Origin of the sequence: Microcoleus sp. S28C3 (genome assembly GCF_036700785.1) — a bacterium.
GTDB classification, from domain to species: domain Bacteria; phylum Cyanobacteriota; class Cyanobacteriia; order Cyanobacteriales; family Microcoleaceae; genus Microcoleus; species Microcoleus asticus.
In genome coordinates, this window is the sequence record NZ_JAUBPO010000022.1 from 28,388 (window position 1) to 48,640 (window position 20,253).

General features: G+C 49.7%; 3 protein-coding genes. All 3 read left to right on the forward strand.

Features of this window, described 5'->3' with window-relative positions:
* Positions 1-272: 272 nt before the first annotated feature.
* The 3 genes from QUA13_RS09120 to QUA13_RS09130 are packed head-to-tail and all read left to right on the forward strand — an operon-like array spanning position 273 to position 20,165.
* Positions 273-8,882 (forward strand): amino acid adenylation domain-containing protein, encoded by an 8,610-nt coding sequence (locus QUA13_RS09120; protein ID WP_333198050.1) that lies wholly within the window; start codon positions 273-275, stop codon positions 8,880-8,882.
* A 20-nt stretch (positions 8,883-8,902) separates the two neighbouring features.
* Positions 8,903-13,663 carry an amino acid adenylation domain-containing protein gene (locus tag QUA13_RS09125; protein WP_333198051.1) on the forward strand — a complete coding sequence of 1,587 codons (4,761 nt, stop codon included), beginning with the start codon at positions 8,903-8,905 and terminating at the stop codon, positions 13,661-13,663.
* Position 13,664: 1 nt separating this feature from the next.
* Positions 13,665-20,165, forward strand: coding sequence for an amino acid adenylation domain-containing protein (locus tag QUA13_RS09130; RefSeq protein WP_333198052.1), 6,501 nt, complete (start codon positions 13,665-13,667; stop codon positions 20,163-20,165).
* Positions 20,166-20,253: the final 88 nt, after the last annotated feature.

Genomic DNA, 20,253 nt, shown 5'->3' on the forward strand with positions numbered 1-20,253 from the left:
CATCTAACTTACTATGCTTAAAGTCGATAGCCGTAAAGCCCCTGAAGCTGATATCGAAGCTGGCTCGGACTGAAATCGCCCCGGAGCCATTGCCGAACAGCCCGATCGACAACAAAACGTGAAAACAAGCGCTAATACACGAATTGAAGACTCAAACGCGCTGATGGGAGACTCGTAACGCCCGACAACTGTTCACAGAAAGTCTATGTGGAAAGAATTTGGCGGAACTGGTTGGCGTACTGCAAACAAGATTTATTAGATAAAAAGAATAGATGAGTGACGCAAACATTAAGGGAAACCAACTCACCGAAAGTTGTACCAATTTAGTAGAACTGCTACAAAAAAGAGCGCTACACCAACCAGAGCAGAAATATACATTTCTGTTAGACGGAAAAACTGAAACCGCCAGTTTGACTTATCGAGAGTTAGATGCGATCGCCCGATCGCACGCCGTGCGACTTCAGACATTGGGAGTCACTGGCGAACGAGCCTTACTGCTTTTCCCGCCAGGATTGGACTATCTCGCCGCCTTTTTTGGATGCTTGTACGCCAAAGCGATCGCGGTTCCCCTCTATCCGCCGAAGCTGAAGCGGAATTTAGCGAAAATTAGTGCGATCGCCAAAGACGCAGGAGCAACAGTTGCGATCGCTCCCGCGCGACACCTGGAAAATTTAGAGCAGCTATGCGAGCAAGCGCCCGAACTCAAAGCGATTCACTGGCTGAGTGCAGAGGAGCTCTCCGATGACGGCGAAAAGTGGCAGCAGCCATCCATCCATCCCGACGAAGTGGCTTATCTTCAGTACACTTCGGGCTCAACCTCCACCCCCAAAGGCGTAATGGTGAGCCACGCAAACGTTTTGTACAACATCGAATACATTCACCGAGGCTTTGACCACGATTCCGAAAGCGTTGCCGTAACGTGGCTCCCACCCTTTCACGACATGGGGTTAATTGACGGATTGCTCAAACCTTTGTATCTGGGAATTCCCTCTTACTTCATGCCGCCAGCGGCGTTTATTCAGAACCCGATGTGCTGGTTGGAAGCGATTTCGCGCTACAAAGCTACCCACAGCGGGGGGCCAAATTTTGCTTACGACTTGTGTGCTAGCAAAATAAGCAAAATCTTGGGCGATCGCCAAAAAATGCTCGACTTGAGTAGTTGGCGCGTGGCTTATAACGGCGCAGAACCGATTCACAAAGAAACCCTAGAACGATTTACCAAAGCTTTTGAACCCTGCGGTTTTCAGGCGGATGCCTTTTGTCCTGCTTACGGAATGGCAGAAACCACGCTAAAAATTGCCACGGTTCGCAGCAGGACAACACCAACTTTCTTACCTGTTGACGCTGGGGCACTGGAAAATAATCAGATTGTAGAAGTTTTGGAAGGCGATCGTGGCGCCAGAACTTTAGTCGGCTGCGGTTTCCCTGAATTTGGCACTAAAGTTGCGATCGTCAATCCCGAATCTCTGACGCAGTGCCAGCCGCAGGAAGTCGGAGAAATTTGGGTAGCTGGCGAAACAGTTGCGCGAGGCTATTGGAATCGCCCAGAAGAGACAGAAAAAACCTTTCAAGCATATCTTTCAGATACCAGCGAAGGGCCATTTTTGCGAACAGGAGATTTAGGCTTTTTACGCGATCGAGAACTGTTTATTACAGGGCGACTCAAAGATTTGATTATCATCCGAGGTCGCAATCTTTACCCCCAAGATATAGAAAGAACGGCAGAGCGCAGCCATCCCAGTTTGCGGCAAGGGGCGATCGCGGCATTCTCGGTGGAAGTCGCAGGCGAAGAACAGCTCGTTATCGTGCAAGAATTACAATCTCGCAAAGCGCCGGATAATGCCGAGGAAATTATCAGCGCCATCCGCTCCACCATTGCTCAAGAATATGAAGTGCAAGTTTATGGAGTAGTGCTGATTAAGCCGGGAAGCATTCCCAAAACGACCAGCGGTAAAATTCAACGTCGCGCCGCCTGTGCTGACTTTCTAGCTGACAATTTGGAAGTTGTCGCCAGTAGCATTTTAGAGTTAGCTGATTTGGTGCAAATAGACAATCAACTAACGCGAGAAATTCTGGTGACAGCAGAGTTAGAAGAACGGCAGCCGCTGCTTGAGGCTTACCTTTGGCAGCAGGTAAACCGCCGGGGAATGAATTCTCCGGCTAATAGCCAAAGTCGGCTAAAGCCTGCGGAAGAGGAATCTTCAATCCACTTGAGTGCCAGCGGGAAAACACAAGATATTATCGATCGACCCCTCAGTAGCTTTGGACTAGATTCTTTAAGAATTTTTGAGTTAAAAAATCAAATAGAGAGTGACTTGGGCGTTACTGTATCTGTTGCCGATTTGTTTGAGGATAGGAGCATTGCTCGACTGGCAGTGCAAATTCTAGAGCAACTAACAGGAAATACCAAAGCAGCCGTTATTGGACCAGTTTCTCGATCGCCTCATCTTCCCCTGTCTTTTGCCCAAGAACGCTTGTGGTTCTTCGACCAATTGGAACCGGGAAACCCCTTCTACAATCTCTGCGGTGCGGTTCGGGTGACGGGGCAACTTAATGCAGAAGCACTCAGGCAAAGTATTGAGAAAATTATCGATCGGCACGAGGTTTTGAGAACTGCGTTTGCCGCTGTGGAAGGGCAACCGATACAGGTTGTCGCTGCTGCGGGCGAGCAGAGTTGGACGCTGCCGCTGATAGATTTGAGCGATCGCTCCCCAGACGATCGCGAGGCCGAGGTGCAAAGGCTGTCGGCCCAAGAAGCGCGAGATCCCTTTGACTTGGGGCAAAGCTCTCTGCTGCGCGCCAAACTGCTGCGCCTCGATGAAACAGAGCACGTCTTACTTCTAACCGTGCATCATATCGTTTTTGATGGTTGGTCCCTGGGCGTATTTCTCCGGGAGTTGGCAGAATTTTATCAAGCTTTTTCTAGCAATGATTTACCCTTGCTTTCCGCGCTGCCAATTCAATACGCCGACTTTGCCGCATGGCAGCGCCAGCAGTTGCAAGGAGAAATATTAGACACGCAACTGGGTTACTGGAAGCAGCAGTTAAGCGGCAGCTTGCCGATTCTAAATTTACCAACAGACTTTCCTCGCCCCGCCGTTCAAACGTTCCAGGGTGCGAGACAAACTTGGGAATTGCCCAAAGATTTGAGCTTGGCGCTGGCCCAATTGGGTAAGCAAGAAAAAGCCACCCTATTTATGACGTTGCTGGCAGCCTTCAAGACGCTGCTTTATCGCTACACGGGGCAGACAGATATTTTAGTTGGCTCTCCCATCGCCAACCGCAATCTCCGTGAGATAGAATCATTAATTGGGTTTTTTGTCAATACTTTAGTGCTGCGGTCTGACTTAAATGGAAATCCGACTTTTCGAGAGTTGCTCAGTCGCGTGCGAGAGGTGGCATTAGGCGCTTACGCGCATCAAGATGTACCGATTGAGAAGCTTGTCGAGGAGTTGCAGCCAGAGCGAGATTTGAGCTACTCGCCGCTGTTTCAAGTGGCCTTTGCCTTGCAAAACGGCTTGACGCAGACTCTAGAATTGCCAGGGCTGACCTTAAATTCCCATGAAATTGATACCGGAACCGCTAATTTCGACTTGATGCTATTTTTGGAAGAAACCGAGCGGGGGTTGACGGCGACGTGGGAGTACAGCACGAACCTGTTCCAACCCAGCACGATCGCGCGGATGCACGGGCATTTTCAGATTTTGCTGGAAGGAATTATCGCTAATGCCGATCGGCGCCTGGACGAGTTGCCATTGCTGAGCGATCGCGAACGGCATCAACTGTTGGTGGAGTGGAATAATACGCAAGTCGATTATCCAAAAGATTCTACAATTCACCAGATGTTTGAACATCGGGCAGAGCAGACGCCGGATGCCGTTGCAGTGGTGTTTGAAAACCAACAGCTCACTTATAAGGAACTCAACCAAAAAGCGAATCAAGTCGCGCACTACCTGCAAAAACTCGGTGTAAAACCTGAAGTCCGCGTCGGAATTTATGTCGATCGCTCCCTAGAAATGGTGGTGGGATTGCTGGGAATTATCAAGGCTGGCGGCGCTTATGTTCCGCTCGACCCGGCGTATTCAAGTGAACGCTTGAGCTTCATGCTGGAGGATGCCCAGGTTCAAGTGCTGCTGGCGCAGTCGCATTTAGATGAGAAGATTCGCGATCGGGTGCAGAGTGTAGTTTTCCTTAATTCAGACTGGGAAAACATCGCGATCGAAAGCAAAGAAAATTGTTTGAGCGATGTAACACCCGATTGTCTCGCTTATGTAATATATACGTCAGGTTCGACAGGGAAACCCAAGGGCGTTCAAGTCAACCATCGCAGCGCCGTTCATCTTTTTGCAGCCACTTACCCCCTATTTAATTTTAGCGAGCGCGACGCTTGGACTGTTTTTCACTCTTACGCTTTCGACTTCTCCGTATGGGAAATTTGGGGAGCCCTTGTTCACGGCGGAAAGCTGGTTATCGTCCCCCTCGAAGTGACTCAATCGCCCTCGGCTTTTTACCAATTGCTTTGCTCTGAGCGAGTTACCATTCTCAATCAAACTCCTTCAGCAATTCGCCAACTGATTGACGCTCAAAAAACTGCAGATCGCGAGCCAAAATGGAGCCTCCGCCTAATTATGTGCGGCGGAGAAGCTTTGCCTGCAGAACTCGCCTCTGAGTTGCTTGAGTGGAACATCCCCCTTTGGAACTTTTACGGCCCCACAGAAGCCACTGTCTGGACAGCCATCCATCCGATAAAATCCGTTGAATCAAAGCGCGGTTCGATCCCGATTGGTCGCCCGCTTCCCAACACCCAGCTCTACATTCTGGACGCAAATTTGCAGCCGGTTCCTGTAGGGGTTTTGGCCCAACTTTATATCGGCGGCGCTGGCTTATCCAGAGGCTATTTGAACCTACCCGAACTAACTGCCCAAAAGTTTATTCCCAATCCCTTCAGTCAGGAAATCGAGGCGCGGTTGTACAAAACTGGAGATATTGCCCGCTACCTGCCAGATGGAACGATTGAATTTGTAGGCCGCAGCGACAATCAAGTCAAAATTCGCGGTTTCCGAATTGAACTGGGCGAGATTGAAGCGGTACTGAGCCAGCATCCAGCAGTGCGGGAAAGTGTAGTGCTGCTTGGGGAGGATAATTCAGGCGAAAACCGCTTGGTGGCTTATATCGTTTCTAGCTCAGAATTCAGCACTGGGCAGCCCTCTTTAATTAGCAACCTGCGCGGCTTTCTCAAAGAAAAGCTGCCACAATACATGATCCCTTCAGCCTTCGTGCTGCTAGAGGCTCTGCCTTTAACATCTAATGGAAAAATCGATCGGCGATCGCTCAGAGCGCCCGATGTAGAAAGCTCGGAATTAAACGCAGCTTTTGCACCTCGCACTCCGGAAGAACAGTTACTCGCTGAAATTTGGAGTCAGGTTCTCGGCGTCAAACAAATAGGAATTGGCGACAATTTCTTCGAGCTAGGAGGACATTCCCTACTGGCAACGCAACTGATTGCTAAAGTGCGAGAAGCGTTTCAGGTAGAGTTGCCACTACGCAGTTTGTTTCAATCCCCGACGGTGGAAAGTTTGGCAGAAGCGATCGCCATCGCTAAAGCGCAGCAGGCGATCGAACCCCGCGCCCTTGTGCAACTGCCTGCAATCGTCCCCGATCCCCAAAATCGCTGCAAACCTTTTCCGCTCAACGAAATGCAGCAGGCTTACTGGATCGGGAGAAATAGCTTTTTTGAAATGGGGAATGTCGCCATTCACGGTTATGTAGAAATTGAAGGCGACGATATAGATTTAGAGCGGTTTAGGCTCGCGTGGCAGCGATTGGTGGAACGCCACGATATGCTGCGCGTCATCGTCCATCCAGACGGGCAACAGCAAATTTTAGAAACAGTGCCAGCTTATGCAATTCCACTATTAGATTTGCGCGGACAAAGCCCAGAGGCGGTGAATTCCCAACTCGAAGTAATTCGCGAATCCCTGTCTCACCAAGTGCTGCCGCTCGATCGCTGGCCGCTTTTCGAGATTCGCGCCTCGCTGCTTAGCGATCGCCGCATCCGCTTGCACGTCAGCATTGACGCCTTGTGCATTGACGGTTGGAGCTATCAAATTCTCTTCGGAGATTTGGTGACGTTTTACCGCAATCCCAACGCAGCGATCGCGCCTTTGCAACTGTCATTCCGCGACTACGTTTTAGCGGCGATCGCGCTCCAAGATTCCCCATTTTTCCAGCAATCTTTAGAGTATTGGAAAAATCGCCTCGCCACTTTGCCGCCAGCGCCCGAACTCCCCTTAGCCAAGCATCCGAGTTCCCTGACACAGCCTCGCTTCAAGCGCTGGAGCGCTCAGCTAGAGCCGGAAACGTGGAAAAAACTTAAAGCCAGAGCCGCGCGATCGGCGCTTTCTCCGACAGGCGTTTTGCTCGCTGCTTATGCCGAAGTTCTGGGCCTGTGGAGCAAAAGCCCTCGGTTTACCCTCAACGTGCCGCGCTTCAACCGCCTTGTACTGCACCCGCAAGTCAACGACATTATCGGCGAGTTTGCCTCGTTTACTTTGCTGGAGGTAGACAACTCGCGCCGAGAAAGTTTTGAAGTTCGGGCGAAACGCCTGACTCAGCAGCTTTGGCACGATTTAGAGCACCAGTACGTCAGCGGCGTGCGCGTTCTGCGAGAATTGGCGCAACTGCTGGGAAGAACATCGGCGGCACCGATGCCAGTGGTATTCACGACTAATCCGCAGAATAACCCCGGACAAAGCGATTCTTCCATACTGGGCGCGATCGCAGAAATCGGAGAGGTTGTTTACGTCGTCGGTCAAACTCCCCAAGTTTGGATAGACAATCAGTACAGCGAAGCTGGCGGCACTCTATTCTTGAACTGGGATGTGGTGGAAGAACTCTTCCCCCAAGGGCTAATCGACGATATGTTTGACGCCTACTGCCACCTGTTGGAGCGCCTCGCAAGCTCGGAGTCAGCTTGGCAGGGAACGGCGCAGTTGCCGCAGCAAGCCGTCGCTAACGACATCGAAGCACCGATTCCCGATGTATTGCTGCACGAGTTGTTTGCTCAGCAAGTAGCGTCGCGATCGCACGAACCCGCCATCATTACGCGCGATCGCACCCTCACCTACGAGGAACTATATCTGCGATCGAATCAAGTCGCTCACCGATTGCGGAAGCTGGGAGCTCGCCCTAACCAGTTGGTTGCCGTCGTCATGGAAAAAGGATGGGAGCAAATCGTCGCTGTGCTGGGCATTCTCGCATCTGGGGCAGCTTATTTGCCCGTAGATGCGGCGCTACCAAAAGAGCGACTGTGGTATTTGCTGGAAAATGGCGAAGTTGAGATTGTTTTGACGCAATCTCAGTTAAATCAGCGATTGGAATGGCCGGAAAATGTGCGGCGAATTTGTCTCGATACCGACGAATTGGCTGCAGAAAGCAGCAAAGCTTTAGAGGCGGTGCAGGAACCGGAAGATTTAGCGTATGTGATTTATACTTCTGGCTCAACTGGCTTGCCGAAAGGCGTGGCGATCGCGCACCGAGGTGCAGTCAATGCGATCGCTCAGACCAACCAAGTGTTTAATGTGACCGAGTGCGATCGCGCGATCGCACTCACCGCACTGCACCACGATATGTCGGTTTACGATATCTTCGGCATCCTAGCGGCCGGAGGAGCGATCGTCATTACCGATGCCGCACAACGGCTAGACCCCGCTCACTGGGCGCAATTGATGGTAAAAGAGCGCGTCACCATTTGGAACTCGGTTCCCCCGATGATGGAAATGCTGCTCGATTACGCTGGCGGACGTTCTGAGGTGTTGCCAGAGTGCTTGCGCTGGGCGTTTCTCGGCGGAGACTGGATTCCAGTAACGTTGCCTGAGAGGTTAAGGGCGATCGTCAAAGAGTGTCGCGTTGTCAGCGTTGGCGGGCCAACGGAAACCACCCTTTGGAATATTTGGTATCCGGTAGAAACGGTTGACCCTTCTTGGAAGAGCATTCCCTACGGATCGCCGATCGCCAATACACGCTATTACATTTTGAATGAAAGGCTAGAAGACTCTCCCGTCTGGGTTGCCGGCGAGATGTGCTGTGCCGGAGTTGGACTGACAAAAGGATACTGGCGGAATGAAGAAAAAACTCGCGCCAGCTTCCTCACGCACCCCGTCACGGGCGATCGCTTGTACCGAACGGGAGATTTAGGGCGCTTCCTCCCTGACGGCAACATCGAATTTTTAGGACGAGAAGATTTCCGCCTTAAAATCCGAGGATTCCGCATCGAAGCAGGAGAAATTGAGGCTGCTTTGAACGAACACCCAGCAGTCAAGGCATCCATTGTCACCGCATTCGGAGAAAAGCACAGTCAAAAGCGCTTAGTAGCATATATCGTTCCACAACAAAACGCTGCCCCGGCGGTTGAAGAATTGCGCCAATTCCTGAGCGAAAAGCTGCCCGATTATATGGTGCCTTCTGCATTTATAATTCTGGACGCGCTGCCGCTTTCTGCGAACGGCAAAGTTAACCGCAAGGCACTGCCCGAACCGGATGCCGCTATTCCCGAAGCAAAGATTTTTGTCGCACCGCGCACCTCCGTTGAGGAAATGCTGGCGAGAATTTGCTGTGGCGTTCTCGGCATTGAACAGTTAAGCATTGCTGATAACTTTTTTGAACTAGGAGGAAATTCGCTGCTGGCAATTCAATTAGCAGCAAAGGTACGAGAATCTTGTCACCTAGAATTGCCTTTGTGCGATATTTTTGCAGGACGATCGCTTGCCGTACTTGCAGAAAATATTTCTGAAGCCAAAAACCAAAATGCGGCCGTTGAAGAACCTGCGATCGCGCCCGTTTCGCGATCGGCGTACCGCAGGTCGCTGTCATCTTTGCGCTAAGCACAAATCAGTGATGAGTCATGGGATTGCAGCCAATAACTCATAACCACTCCCCAAATATCGGCTGCAATCCCAATTACCAATTACCAGTTACTAATCCAATGACGGTGCATTTTTCCGAAAAACCTCCAACAGATACTCGCGACTCTGCGAATGCTTCCGAAGAAGAAGTATTTGCATTTCCCACCTCTTTTGCCCAGCAAAGACTGTGGTTTATCGATCAATTTGAACCGGGAAACCCTTTTTACAACCTTCCGGCGGCTGTGTTACTCAAAGGCAGGCTAAATGTAGTAGTGCTAGAGCTAAGTTTCAAGGAAATTGTGCGCCGTCACGAAGCTTTGCGGACGACATTTGCCACTGTAGACGGTCAACCCGTGCAGGTGGTTGGTGAGAATTTTAATTTCGGGCTGCAAGTTTTAGACCTGCAACAATTGGCGGAAACTGAGCGAGAAGAAAAAGTAAAACAACTGGCTGCTGAAGAAGCTAGCAAACCTTTTGACCTAACCAAAGGGCCGCTGTTGCGAGCTAGTTTGCTACAGTTAGAGGCTGAGGAATATGTATTGCTGCTGACGCTACACCACATTATTTTTGATGGCTGGTCAATCGGAGTCTTCCTGCAAGAATTAGCAGCACTTTACGAAGCGTTTTTGATGGCCAAACCATCCCCACTTCCCGAACTTTCCATCCAGTACGCCGATTTTGCTATTTGGCAGCGGAAATGGCTGGCGGGCGATCGCTTGCAAACTCAACTTAACTACTGGAAAAAGCAGCTCAGTGGCGCTCCCCCCTTGCTGGAATTGCCAGCCGATCGCCCCCGCCCCCCGGTGCAAACCTATCGGGGCGCGAAAGAATCATTCCTCATCCCCAAAACCCTAACAGAAACCCTCAAAAAGCTCAGCCGCCAGGAAAATGCCACCCTGTTTATGACACTGCTAGCAGCCTTTAAAACGCTGCTCTATCGCTATACAGGACAGGCAGATATCCCCGTTGGCTCTCCCATCGCCAACCGCAACCGAGCGGAAATTCAAGGGCTAATCGGGTTTTTTGTCAATACTTTGGTATTGCGAACTGATTTGTCAGGTACTCCCACTTTTCGGCTATTGCTCGCTCGCATTCGGGAGGTGAGTTTAGAAGCTTACGCTCACCAGGATTTGCCGTTTGAGAAACTGGTTGAAGAGTTGCAACCCGAGCGAAATTTGAGCTACAATCCACTGTTCCAAGTTGCTTTTGTTTTGCAAACTCCACCTGTTGCTGCGGAATCAATAGCCGGACTCAATCTCACTCTTTTAGATGTTGAGAATCAGACAGCAAAAGTTGACTTAACGCTGTATTTAGAAGAAAAGCAGGAAGAAATTAGCGGTCAGTTTGAATACAGCACAGATTTATTTGATGCGGTCACTATTAGGCGGATGGCGGGGCATTTTCTCACGTTGCTGGAGGGCATAGCTGCCAACCCAGAGCGGCGGATTGAAGAGCTACCGTTGCTGGGGGAAAAAGAGCGGCATCAGTTATTAGTAGAGTGGAATGACACCCGCGCCGATTATCCGGGCGATCGCTGCATTCATCAATTATTTGAAGCGCAGGCAGAGCGAACTCCCGATGCCATTGCAGTCGTATTTGAAGACCAAAAACTCACCTACCGCGAGCTGAATGAACGAGCCAACCAACTCGCGCATTACCTGCAAAAACTCGGCGTCAAGCCAGAAGTTTTGGTGGGAATTTATGTCGAGCGTTCCCTAGAAATGGTGGTCGGACTTCTTGCCATCCTCAAAGTTGGTGGCGCTTACGTTCCCCTCGACCCGGCATATCCGCCAGAGCGCCTCGCCTTCATGCTAAAAGATGCGGCAATTCCAATTCTCTTAACTCAGAAACGGCTGTTAGAAACCCTGCCGGAAAATAGCGCCCGCGTCGCCTGCTTAGATGCCGACTGGGAAGCCATATCGAGCAGTACCGAGCCAGCGGCTGGCTTACAAAATTCTTCCAATTTAGCCTATATCATCTATACTTCAGGCTCAACAGGAAAACCCAAAGGGGTGCAAATTTCCCACGCTGCTGTCGTCAACTTTTTGATTTCTATGGGCCAGCAACTGGCGATTGCAGACCGAGATATTTGGCTGGCAGTCACCTCCTTATCTTTTGACATTGCAGCGCTGGAGCTATTCCTGCCTATTACAACAGGTTCTCGCGTCGTTGTCGCCAGCCGAAAAGTGGCATCTGACGGACAAAAACTGTTAGAAACCTTAAATAATTCTGGGGCAACCATTATGCAAGCTACTCCAGCCCGTTGGAAAATGCTTTTAGCAGCGGGATGGCAGAGAAGCGAGCGATTAAAAATACTGTGCGGGGGAGAAGCTTTACCTCAACAGCTCGCCAATCAGTTGCGGTTGCGGGGCGCTTTCGTGTGGAATTTATACGGCCCGACAGAAACCACCATCTGGTCTACTGTCTATCAGGTTGACCGCAAAGATGAATCAGTTTCCATCGGTCGCCCTATTGCTAACACTCAAATTTACATCTTAGACCGCTATTTAATGCCGGTTCCCGTTGGCGTTTTTGGCGAACTGCATATCGGGGGGGCTGGCTTATCCAGAGGCTACCTAAACCGACCGGAACTGACCGCAGAGAAGTTTATTCCTAACCCCTTTGCAGAGGGTGGAATATATGCTTCATTCATCCTTCATCCTTTATCCTTCATTCAATCAGAACGCCTCTATAAAACTGGGGACTTGGCTCGCTATCTCCCCGACGGAAATATTGAATTTATGGGGCGCAGCGACCATCAAGTGAAAGTACGGGGTTATCGAATTGAGTTAGGAGAAATTGACGAAACTCTCAGACAGCACCCCGCTGTGCAAGATGCGGCGGCGATCGCGCGCGATGACGGTTGCGGTAACAAGCGCTTAGTCGCTTATGTAGTGCTTAACCCAGACAAATTTCCCAGCATCAGCAACCTGCGTGCCTACCTGCAAGAAAAGCTGCCAGAATACATGGTGCCTGCTGCCTTCGTGATGCTGGAATCGCTGCCTCTAACTCCCAACGGAAAACTCGACCGCAAGGCACTACCTGCACCGGATCGCGATCGCCCAGAACTCGAAGAGGCATTCGCCGCGCCAAGCACGGCTATTGAGAAAATCCTGGCAGAAATTTGGGCGCAAGTATTGGGGTTAGAACGAGTGGGAATTGACGACAATTTCTTTGAATTGGGCGGCGATTCTATCCTCAGCATTCAAGTCATTTCTAAAGCCAATCAAGCGGGGTTGCGGCTCACTCCAAAACAACTGTTTCAACACCAAACTATTGCACAATTAGCAGCCGTCATCGATACAGTTGGAACCCAACAATCGGAACAGGGATTAATCATTGGCGAAGTTCCTCTGACACCGATTCAGCACTGGTTTTTTGAACAAAATCTCTCCGATCCGCACCACTGGAATCAGGCGGTGCTTTTAGAGTTGCGGCAACCTCTCGAACCTGCATTAATTGAGTCAGTTTTGCAAGAATTGCTGAAGCACCACGACGCGCTGCGCCTGCGTTTTGCAGGAGGAGAATCTGGCTGGCAGCAGGAGCTCGCCAATCCCGACGAGGTTGCTCCGTTTACCTACATTGATTTGTCGTCGCTACCTTCAGAGGAGCGAGAAGCGGCTTTCCAAACCGCCGCCACTCAGTTGCAAGCCAGTTTGAATTTGTCAGAGGGGCCATTACTTCGCGCTGCCCTATTTGACTTGGGCAAACATCAGCCAAATCGCTTGTTATTGGTTATTCATCACTTAGCGGTTGATGGGGTTTCGTGGCGAATTTTAATTGAGGATTTCCAGACAGCTTATGAGCAAATTAGCCGCGACGAAACTGTCGCGCTCCCGCCCAAAACAACCTCATTTAAGCAGTGGGCAGAACGCTTGCATGAGTGGGCGCGATCGCCCGAATTGCAGGGAGAGTTCGATTACTGGTTCGCCCTTTCTCACCAACCAACTTCTCGCTTGCCGGTGGATTTCCCCACAACAGCTAATTTAGTTGCATCTGAAAAGACAGTATCCGTTGCTTTGAGTGTTGAAGAAACCAAACTGCTCTTACAAGAAGTACCTGCCGCTTACCGCACTCAAATTAATGATGTATTGCTAACTGCTTTAGCTCAAGCATTTGAACGCTGGACTGGCAATAACTCACTTTTACTGGACTTAGAAGGTCACGGGCGCGAAGATATATTTGAAGGAGTAGATTTGTCGCGCACAATTGGCTGGTTTACCGCAGTTTTCCCCGTCCTGTTAAATTCAGAAAAACATTCCGATTTAGGGGATGCGATCAAATCAGTGAAAGAGCAGTTGCGCGCAGTGCCAAATCGCGGTATTGGGTGCGGTGTTCTAGGATATTTAAACCCAGAAACTGCTAAAAAATTGCACAAATTGCCGCAAGCTGAGGTAAGCTTTAACTATCTCGGACAGTTTGACCAAGTGCTGCCAAAATCTTCTTTATTGATGCTGTCCTCCGAGCCTAGTGGCCCCATTCGCAGCCCGCGCGGAAATCGGCGTTACCTGCTGGAAATTAACGGATTTATTGCCAGCAACAAGCTGCAATTAGATTGGACGTACAGCGAAAACATTCACCGACGAGAAAGCATTGAAAATTTGGCAACGGGCTTTATAGAATCGCTGCGATCGCTAATTCAATACTGTCAGTCCCCCGACGCCGGCGGCTGCACTCCTTCTGACTTTGCAGAGTTTAAGTGGAGCCAGTGGGGCCAGGACGATTTAGACAACATTACCGCAATTTTGGGAGAGCTGTAAGATGAGCAAAGGCAATATCGAAGATTTTTATCCCCTCTCCCCAGCGCAGCAGGGCATTCTCTTTCATTCCCTTTACCAGCCAGAATCGGGCGTATATTTCGGGCAACTGCTGTGCGTCTTGCGCGGCGATCTCAATGTTTCTGCGTTTAGAAATAGTTGGCAAAAAGTTGTAGACAGGCATCCCATTTTGCGGACTTGTTTCCTGTGGGAGAACGTAAAAGAACCCGTGCAAGTTGTCCGCAAGCAGGCTCCCTTATCCTGGCAGCAAATGGACTGGCGATCGCTCTCGACCTCCGAACAACAACAGCAGCTAGAAACCTTCCTAAAAGCCGATGGAGAGCAGGGCTTTGACTTGACCTCAGCTCCCTTAATTCGCATTGCACTGGCGCAGTTAGAAACAGATACTTTTCAGTTTATATTGAGCCACCACCACTTAGTTTTAGATGGGTGGTCACAGGCGATCGTCTTCAAGGAAGTTTTTGCCTTTTACGAAGCAGAATGCCAGGGCGAGGAATTGCAACTCAAGCGCCCTCGCTCTTATCGAGATTACATCGCCTGGTTGCAGCAGCAAGATTTAGCTAAGGCGGAGTCGTTTTGGCGGCAAACGCTCCAAGGATTTACGACACCCACGTCGCTTGTTGTCGGTGGAAAATTGAGTTGCAAAAGCGGTGAAGGGAACCGGGGCGAAGCTGAAATCAAACTTCCCGATCTAGCGCCTCTACAAGGGTTGGTGCGACAGTACAAGCTGACTATAAATACTCTCGTACAGGGATCTTGGGCGCTACTTTTGAGCCGATATAGCGGTGAAGGAGACATAATTTTTGGTGTAACGGTTTCGGGGCGATCGCCTGAATTAATCGGGGCGGAATCGATGGTTGGGATGCTGATTAATACTCTGCCTGTCAGAGTATCAGTGTCCGCTGAAGACTCAATTATTTCGTGGTTACAGCAATTGCAAAACCACAGCATTGAAGTGCGCCAGTACGAATACTCGCCTCTGGTAGAAATTCAGCAGCGGTGGAGCGAAATTCCTCTCAATACGCCACTATTTGAAAGTATCGTCGTATTTGAAAATTACCCCATCGATCCTTCATTGCAGCGAGGAAAAAGTGGCCTAGAGATTGGCGACGTGCGATCGGTTGACAGCACGAATTACCCCATCGTATTGATGGCGATCGCGCAATCGGAGTTAGCGCTCAAAATTATGTACGATCGCAGCCGCTTTGAACCTAGCGCGATCGAGCGGATGCTGGGACACTTGCAGGTCTTACTAGAAGGGATGGCGGCAAACCCTCACCAGCCTTTAAAAAATTTACCGCTGCTAACGCCAGCCGAAAAGCAGCAAATTCTTGTTGAGTGGAACGGCACCAAAGCTGACTATCCCCAAGATCGCTGTATTCATCAATTATTTGAACAGCAGGCAGAGCGAACTCCCGATGCGGTTGCCGTAGTATTTGAAGACCAAAAAGTCACCTACCGCGAGCTGAATGAACGAGCGAACCAACTCGCGCATTACTTACAGCAACTAGGCGTCAAACCCGAAGTGCTAGTGGGGATTTGCGTGGAGCGTTCGTTGTTAACAATTGTCGGAATTTTAGGCATTCTCAAAGCCGGGGGCGCTTATGTGCCGCTCGATCCGGCAAATCCAATCGATCGCACGGCTTTCATCCTTCAAGATGCCTCGGTATCGGTGCTATTGACTCAAGAAACACTATTAGAAACTCTCCCCGAATATAGCGGCCAAGTTGTCTGTTTAGAGGCCGATTCGGAGGCGATCGCTCAAAATTCCACTGACAATCCTAACAGCCACGCTACGGCTGAAAATCTCGCTTACGTTATTTACACCTCCGGTTCAACGGGTCAACCCAAAGGCGTTTTAGTAACCCATGCCAACGTCGTTCGCCTGTTCGCGGCCACCCAATCTTGGTACAACTTTAGCGAAGGTGACGTGTGGACTCTGTTTCATTCCTACGCTTTCGATTTCTCAGTGTGGGAACTGTGGGGCGCTTTAATTTACGGCGGACGCCTCGTAATTGTGCCTTATTTCGTAGCGCGATCGCCGATGGCATTTTATGAATTACTCTGTCGAGAGCGAGTCACCGTACTCAACCAAACTCCCTCAGCTTTCCGCCAGCTTATGCAAGCCGAAGAGTCGGTACAAACTGGCAACAATTTAAGTCTGCGCTGGGTCATTTTCGGCGGCGAAGCCTTAGAATTGCCAAGCTTAAAACCCTGGTTCGAGCGACACGGCGATCAGACTCCGCAATTAGTGAATATGTACGGCATCACCGAAACCACCGTTCACGTCACTTATCGCCCGCTGAGTTTAGCTGATTTAAACGGATCTGGTAGCGTTATTGGGTGTGCCATTCCCGATTTACAGATTTATATCTTAGATAAAAATCGTCAGTTAGTTCCGGTGGGGATTCCCGGGGAAATGTACGTCTCTGGCGCGGGAGTGGCGCGGGGATATCTCAACCGCCCTGACTTAACAGCCGAACGATTTATTTCTAATCCGTTTAGCGAAAAGAAAGAAGCGCGACTGTATAAAACCGGAGATTTAGCGCGTTACTTGCCCAATGGCGATATTGAATATCTGGGGCGAATAGATACTCAGGTCAAGCTGCGAGGCTTCCGCATCGAATTGGGAGAAATTGAAGTGCAGCTAAACCGGCATCCAGCCGTGCGGGAAAGCGCAGTTTTGCTGCGGGAAGACGCGCCGGGAGACAAGCGGTTAATAGCCTATATAGTGGCGAACTCAGAAACAACGCTCACCACTGGAGAATTGCACGTTTTCTTGAAGGAAAACTTGCCGGACTATATGGTGCCTGCGGCCTTCGTGCTTTTGGAAGCTTTGCCCCTGACCATTAACGGTAAGGTAGATCGGCGATCGCTGCCTTCTCCCGACACAGCTAGACCCGATTTAGCGGAAGCTTTTGTCGCTCCCGGCACTGCCGAAGAAAAAGCATTGGCAGAAATTTGGGAGAAAATTCTCGGCGTGGAAAAAGTCGGCATCCGTGACAATTTTTTTGCATTAGGAGGCGATTCTATCCGCAGCATTCAGGTGCAGTCTTTAGCTCAAAAACAAGGCTTGGGCTTCTCCTTGCAACAACTGTTCCAGCATCCAACGATTGAGGCGATCGTTCGGGAGATCGAAGCAACAGAATTTAAAGAATTAGAACCTTCAAAAAGTCAAGCTTTCAGTTTTATTTTACCAGCAGACAAACAGCAAATACCTGATAATGTAGAGGATGCCTATCCCTTAACTGCCCTTCAGATGGGCATGATTTTTCACAGCGAGTACAGCCAGGAAAGCGCTATCTATCACGATATCTTTAGCTTTCACCTAAAAGCTCCTCTCGAAATTCAGGTTTTGCAGGCAGCGATAGAGTATTTGGTAAAGCGTCACCCCGTGCTGCGGACTTCATTTCAGTTAACTGGTTTCAGCGAACCCCTGCAATTGGTTCATCAAAAAGTTGAAATTCCCTTGCAGGTGGAAGATTTGCGCCACCTCTCCAATTCCCAGCAAGAAGCGGCTTTAAATGCTTGGCTTGAAGGAGAAAGAAATCGGCATTTTGATTGGAAAACTCCTCCTTTGATGCTGTTCCAGATTCACCGCTATACTCAGAAGACTTTTCAGCTAACTTTTGCATTTCATCACGTGATTCTCGATGGATGGAGTGTGGGGTTGGTGTTGACAGAGTTGTTTCAGCAATATTTTTTACTGCTGGGGAAAACAGGCGGTTCTGCCACTCCGCTACCTCAAAGCGCGTTCCGGGATTTTGTGGCGATGGAGCGATCGAGCGTTGCATCTGAGGAACACCAGCGCTTTTGGAAGGAAAAGTTAAGCGACTGCACGATCGCGGTGCTGCCGCGCTGGCAAAAAAACCCGCGCGAGGCGAGAATCCGGCAAATTTGCACCCACAATGTGGCGATTGGGCCGGAAATTTCCGAAGGGCTCAAACAGCTAGCCAATAGGGCCGGAGTTCCTCTTAAAAGCGTTTTGTTAGCTGCTCATTTGCGCGTTTTAAGCCTGCTATGCGGACAGTCAGACGTGCTGACAGGTTTCGTGGCGAACGGACGCCCTGAAGAGACAGATGGAGAGCGAATTTGCGGACTTTTTCTGAATACTCTACCATTTCGCTTGCAACTATCCGGCGGTACTTGGATAGATTTGGTGCAGCAGGTTTTTGAGGCGGAGCGAGAATTGCTGCCTTATCGGCGTTATCCGCTGGCAGAAATACAGAGAGATTTGGGCGGTCAGCCGTTGTTCGAGACAGCGTTTAACTACGTTAATATTCACGTTTATCAGGCCGTGCAAACCCTAGAAAATCTTGAAGTTCTAGGGGGAAAGTTTTTACTAGAAACGAATTTTCCTTTATTTGTCGAATTCAGCCTAGATGCTTTGTCCGCGAAAGTACATTTGTCTCTGGAATACGACAGTGCAGAGTTTTGCGACGAACAGGTTGAGGCAATGGGAGGTTATTACGCCCGAACCCTAGAAGCGATCGCGCGCGAGTCATCCGAGCGTTACGAGTTGCGCTCGCTTCTTTCCGAGCGAGAGCAACGTCAGTTGTTGATAAAGTGGAATGACACCCAAGCGGATTACCCCAAAAATTCCTCAATTCACGAATTATTTGCAGCGCAAACAGAGCGAACCCCAGATGCAGTGGCTGCAATTTGCGAAAATGAACAATTGACTTACCGCGAATTGAATGCCAAAGCCAACCAAATCGCGCATTACCTGCAATCTCTAGGCGTAAAACCCGAAGTTTTGGTGGGAATTTGCTTAGAGCGATCGCTGGAAATGCTGGTGGCCATTTTGGGCATTTTAAAAGTCGGTGCCGCTTACGTTCCTCTCGATCCTGCTTATCCCCAAGAACGCCGATCCTTCATGCTGGCCGACGCAAAAGTTCCGGTGCTTTTGACTCAAAAAAACCTCCTAGAAACCCTCCCCGAACACAGCGCTAAAGTCGTCTGTATCGACGCCGAATGTCAGGAAATTTCTCGGCAGAGCGATCGCAACCCTGCTGTTAAAGTGGAAGCCGATCGCCTCGCTTACGTCCTCTACACTTCCGGCTCGACAGGCACTCCCAAAGGCGTACTCGGTACCCACCGAGGCACAGTCAATCGCTGTTTTTGGAACCCCTACCCTTTTATCGAAGAAGATATTTGCTGTCAAAAAACGTCCTTAAATTTTGTCGATTCGGTTTGGGAAATCTTTGGTCCTTTGCTGCATGGGTTGCCAACAGTGATTATTCCCGATCGATCCGTCAAAGATATTAACCAATTCCTTCAAACCTTATCAAAGCAAAATGTAACCCGACTGGTGCTGGTTCCTTCTTTGTTGCGCGCTCTCTTAAATTCCTTCCCTGATTTAGACAGCCGTTTGCCTCAATTAAAGTATTGGATTTGCAGCGGAGAAACTCTGCCGATGGAACTTTGCCAGCAATTTCGAGAGCAGATGCCCCAACGGGTATTAATCAATCTTTATGGCTCTTCTGAAGTAGCTGCGGACGTGACGTGGTACGATGCAACTCACTGTGTCGAGAAAGTGCCAATCGGTCGCCCGATCGCCAACACGCAAATTTATCTGCTCGATCGCAATTTGCAACCAGTTCCGATCGGAAGTCCCGGCGAGATTTACGTCGGCGGCGATGGATTGGCACAGGGCTACTTAAACCGCCCCGACTTAACCTCCGAAAAATTCATTTCTAACCCGTTTGGGCAAGAAAAATTAGATTTTCTCGGTAATTCTCATCAAAAAGTTTTGTTCAAAACAGGCGATATCGGTTGTTACCTGCCGGATGGTAATATAGAATTTCTGGGCCGTGGCGATTGCCAAGTAAAAATTCGCGGTTTCCGCATCGAACTCGGAGAAATAGAGGCAGCACTTTCTCAACATTCTTCTGTGTCCACTGCTGCTGTTTTGCTTCAGGAAAATGCACCGGGCAGTCAGCGCCTAGTCGCTTACTTAGTTCCTAACCCAGGGTTCAGAAATCAGTACCCAGAAGTTATTTCCGAACTGCGTTCATTCTTGAAGCACAAACTGCCCGATTACATGGTGCCTTCAGCTTTTGTGCTATTAGATGCGCTGCCACTAACCCCCAACGGAAAAATTGACCGCCTCGCCTTATCTCAAAAGTGCGATTACGTTTCTGATGAAACAGTCTTCAATGAGCCACAAACGCCCACAGAGGAAGCAATTGCTGAGATTTGGACTGCTCTTTTAGGGCTAGAAAAAGTAGGAACTAACCAAAACTTTTTTGACCTCGGCGGTCACTCTCTGATGGCAACACAGTTAATATCGCGAGTGAGATCGTGCTTTGGGGTAGAGTTAGCGCTGTGCGATTTTTTTGGCGCTCCCACCATTCAGAATTTAGCTGAACTGGTTGAGGAAGAAATTTTGGCAAACGCCGATGCTAACCAGATAGATGAATTGCTCGATCTCTTAGAAAAGAGTGATGGAGAGTCAGCACAAACTGTGATGCTGACTGAGTAAATATCGGCTTGGTAAAAAAGCACAAAAAGACCTTTTCTCCTTAAGGCTTTCTTGGGGGACAGGAGATAAAAAACGCCCATTTAACAGG